At 44.3% G+C, this 4,462-nt stretch carries 3 protein-coding genes; all 3 read left to right on the forward strand.

Annotated features, from left to right (window positions below; translation table 11 throughout):
• A partial coding sequence (locus tag ACEW8S_RS03600) for a glycosyltransferase (RefSeq protein WP_373516819.1) occupies positions 1 to 928 on the forward strand: 928 nt, incomplete at its 5' end.
• 191 nt (positions 929 to 1,119) lie between these two features.
• On the forward strand, positions 1,120 to 3,042 hold the full coding sequence (locus ACEW8S_RS03605; protein ID WP_373516820.1) for a BatA domain-containing protein: 1,923 nt from the start codon (positions 1,120 to 1,122) through the stop codon (positions 3,040 to 3,042).
• 120 nt (positions 3,043 to 3,162) lie between these two features.
• A complete protein-coding gene (locus tag ACEW8S_RS03610; RefSeq protein ID WP_373516821.1) occupies positions 3,163 to 4,416 on the forward strand; it encodes a dihydroorotase family protein in 1,254 nt (417 codons plus the stop codon).
• Positions 4,417 to 4,462 lie beyond the last annotated feature (46 nt).

A 4,462-nucleotide genomic window follows, 5' to 3' on the forward strand; every position in this document is an offset into this window, starting at 1 on the left:
TAGCCAAACCTACAATAACTGGGAGGTATTGGCGGTCGATGATCATTCATCGGATACATGCAGGTCTCTGGTCGAATCCCTTTCCAAAAAAGAAACACGGATCAAGGTGTTCAACAACAAAGGCACAGGAATTATCCCCGCCCTTCGCACCGCCTATTCCAAAAGCAAAGGCCGGCTCATCTCCCGAATGGATTCCGACGACATCATGACCCCAAAAAAACTGCAGGTCATGGTGGATTCGCTTTTAGAAGATGGCAAGGGCCATTTAGCAGTGGGACAGGTCAAATATTTCTCCGACCACGGCGTCGGCCACGGATACGCCCGATACGAAAAATGGCTGAATGCACTTACCGAAACAGGCAACAACTTTTCCGAGATCTATAAGGAATGTGTCATCCCATCCCCTTGCTGGATGGTCTTTCGGGACGATTTGGATTCCTGCGGGGCTTTTGAACCGGACCGCTATCCCGAGGATTATGATCTGACGTTCCGGTTTTATGAACAGGGACTGAAATGTATTCCCTGTAACCAAATACTGCACCTTTGGCGGGACTACGAAACCCGTACATCCCGTACCAGCGAACATTACGCACAAAACTATTTTTTGGATATCAAACTGCATTATTTCCTTAAGCTGGAGTACAATCCTGACAGACCATTGACTTTGTGGGGTGCGGGCAACAAGGGCAAGGAAATCGCAAAGGGACTCCAAAAACAGAATATCGCTTTCCATTGGCTCTGCGATAATCCGAAGAAAATAGGGAAGGAAATCTACGGGCAAGCCATGTTGCATTACAGCGCATTGAAGGTTTTAGAAAATCCGCAGAGTATCATCACCGTAGCCAATGAGGAGGCGCAAGCGATGATAAAGGAATATTTCGGAAAGTTGGGGCAAGAACATAGGTCCGATTACTATTTTTTCTGTTAGGATGGCATGTTCATTACTTGAACTCTTTTGCTGGCGACACACCCTTGTTATGAAATCCTTTTGGTCATGTCTCCCTTATCGGTGGCAGGTCAAGGGGGAGGATCTTGTAGTCAGGGCATTTTAAGTCCTACATCTAGTAGGATAGCGGTCTAACATCTTTTTTATATACCTTTGTACATTCAATCCGGGAAATGCAGTTTAAATATCCAGAACTTCTTTGGGCCCTCCTACTCCTACTGATTCCCTTTATTATCCACCTTTTTCAATTGCGGCGGTTTCGGAAGACACCGTTTACCAATGTCAAATTTCTTAAGAAAGTCGTGTCGGAATCCCGGCGTAGCAATGTGCTGAAAAAATGGCTTCTTTTACTGACAAGATTGTTCATGCTGGCTGGCTTGGTCGTTGCTTTTTCTCAGCCCTTTTTTGCGGAGCAATCAGCACTGCAACAGAAGGAATCGGTTATTTATTTGGATGATTCCTTTAGCATGCAGTCGAAATCCGAAGGAGCCACTTTGATGGAAAATGCGGTTCAATCGCTTATAAAATCCATACCCAAAAACCAAAATTTCACGCTTTTCACGAATGAAAAAGTGTTCAACCAAGTTTCCTTGCCCGAAGTACAGAACGATTTGCTGGCTATTGAGCCTACCCCAAAACAACTTCAACTGAGCGAAATATATCTAAAGGGAAATACTTTTTTTGAGGGAGGCTCGGAGACAGTCAAGAATCTAGTATTGGTGTCCGATTTTCAACAGCGGATGGTCTCGTCCAAAATCGACACGGCCGGCACTATTCAGAAATATCTTGTGCCCTTGACCCCCGAAAGTATGGAAAACGTTGCTTTGGATTCCATTTATTTCAATTTACAAAATTCTGATAACATAGAACTTACAGCAATAATATCACAAAAAGGTTCAATAGAAAGTACCCCTGTTTCCCTTTTTAACGGCGAACAACTTATAGCAAAAACGGCGGCCGTCTTTCAGGAAAATAATCAGGCAAAGGTGCAATTTACACTTCCTAAAAACAAGCGTATCAACGGAAAACTCGAGGTTTCAGATACAGGATTGGCCTATGATAACCACCTGTTCTTCAATATCAACACCAAAGAAAAAATCAAGGTACTGGTTATCGGCGATGCCAATAGCAACTATCTGAAAAAAATCTATTCCGATGATGAATTCGAGGTTACGGCCGCAGCACCGAAAAATTTGAATTACAGCGATTTGGGAGCACAAAATCTGGTTATCTTGAACGAAATGCCATCCATACCGAATGCCTTGACCACTAGCCTCAGGTCGTTCACGGAAGGTGGTGGAAGCCTGGTCATTATCCCATCCGAAGAAATCGAGTTAAATTCTTACAATCTTTTGGTTTCCAATTACTATTCGACTTCATATACACAAAAGGTTAACGCTAAACGCCCCATTACCAACATTTCCTTTTCGCATCCCTTGTACCGAGATGTATTCGATAAAAATGTAACTAATTTTCAATATCCGCAAGTTTCTCAACATTTCAAGGTCAAGACCTCCGCACCATCAATACTTTCGTTTCAGGACAATACGCCGTTCTTGATCGGTGGCGACGGCAAGTACATTTTCACCGCATCTATTGCCGCAGACAATTCCAACTTCAAAAACTCCCCCTTGATCGTGCCGACCTTCTACAATATGGGTAGCAACAGCCTGAGATTACCCCCCCTATACGGAGTTTTGGGAACTATTTTCTCCATAGACGTTTCTGCCAGCCTTCCCGACGACACCATACTTAAGGTCTCGAAGGGGGAATACGAATTTATCCCCCAACAACAGGCCCTCTCGAACAAGGTTACGCTTACTTTCGATGAAAATTTGAAGGAGGATGGTATTTATACGGTTTCTCAAGGCGATACATCCCTTAAAAGCATCAGCTTCAACTTTGACCGAAAAGAAAGCGACCTCACCTACCTAAATCTTAACGAACTTAAAGGAGCGTCAAAAGCCTCTTCCATTGCCTCGCTCTTCGACTCCTTTGAAAAAGACAATCGCATCACCGCACTTTGGAAATGGTTCGTTATTTTAGCGTTGCTGATGTTGCTGGTGGAGGTTCTGATTCAAAAGTTTATGCCTTAAATCAAAAGTTTTACTTTAGAACGGATACTATAATTTAGGATATTTTTATTTAAACTAAAAATAGAGAATGCGACTATTACTATTTTACAATCAATACGTTATAATCAATACCAACTCCCAATGAACTTACTGATTAAGGCCGCCAAGATTATGGATACCTCCAATGTGGAACTCCATTCCAAGAAACGGGACATCCTCATCAAAAACGGTAAAATCGAGAAGATAGCTGCCAAAATAGCCCCGGATACCAAGACGAAGACCGTGACCTTAAAAAATCTTCACGTCTCCATTGGCTGGTTCGATAGCGGTGTATGTTTTGGCGAGCCGGGTTTTGAGGAGCGGGAAACGATAGTAAACGGACTAGAAACGGCCGCAAAGAGCGGTTTTACCGATATCGTCCTGAACCCCAACACCCATCCGGTGCCGGATAGTAGTTCCGATATCGTTTTCCTTAAAAACGCGGCCAAAGCCGAAGTGACCCGTCTACATCCTTTGGGAACGTTGACCATGAAGGCAGAGGGCAAAGACCTTGCCGAACTCTACGACATGCAAAATACCGGAGCGGTAGGCTTCTACGATTTTAAACGTCCCTTGGAAAATGCGAACCTTTTAAAAATCGCCCTGCAATACGTATCCAATTTCGGGGGATTGGCCTATTCCTTTCCGATGGATGCCACTATTGCCGGCAAGGGAAACGTCAACGAAGGCGAGTCCTCCGTTAGACTGGGATTAAAGGGAATTCCCGCCCTTTCGGAGGAGTTGCGGATAGCCAGGGACCTTTTTATTTTAGAATATACCGGCGGAAAATTACACATCCCGACCCTTTCGACCGCAGGTTCGGTGAAACTGATTGCCGATGCCAAGAAAAAAGGATTGGACATCAGCTGTAGTGTCGCCATTCATAATCTATTGTATACCGATTCAAAGTTAGAGGAGTTCGACGCCGCCTACAAGGTAATGCCGCCTTTGCGCACCAAAGAAGACACCAAAGCATTGATAAATGGGGTTAAGAACGGCAGCATCGATTTTGTGACCAGCGACCATATACCGATGAACATCGAGGAAAAACAAGTGGAGTTCGAGAATGCCGCCTATGGAAGCACGGGACTCGAAAGTGCCTTTGGCAGTCTAAACCATATTTTCGATACCAAAACCGCCATAGACCTGCTCACGAAGGGAAGGGAAAGATACGGTATGGAACAACCGAAATTCAAGGAAGGTGAAGCGGCCAACCTCACGCTTTTCGACCCCGATGTCGAATATCGTTTTGAGGCAAAAGATATCCATTCCACTTCCAAGAACAGTATGTTTTTGGATGCAGCGCTCAAGGGTCGGGTCTACGGGGTGATTCATAATGGGCATGCACTTTTTTAAGATAGTGCCTGTTCGCAAAATTATCTTATCGCGAAAAATGCTATAA

The organism is Pricia sp., assembly GCF_041745955.1.
GTDB lineage: Bacteria > Bacteroidota > Bacteroidia > Flavobacteriales > Flavobacteriaceae > Pricia.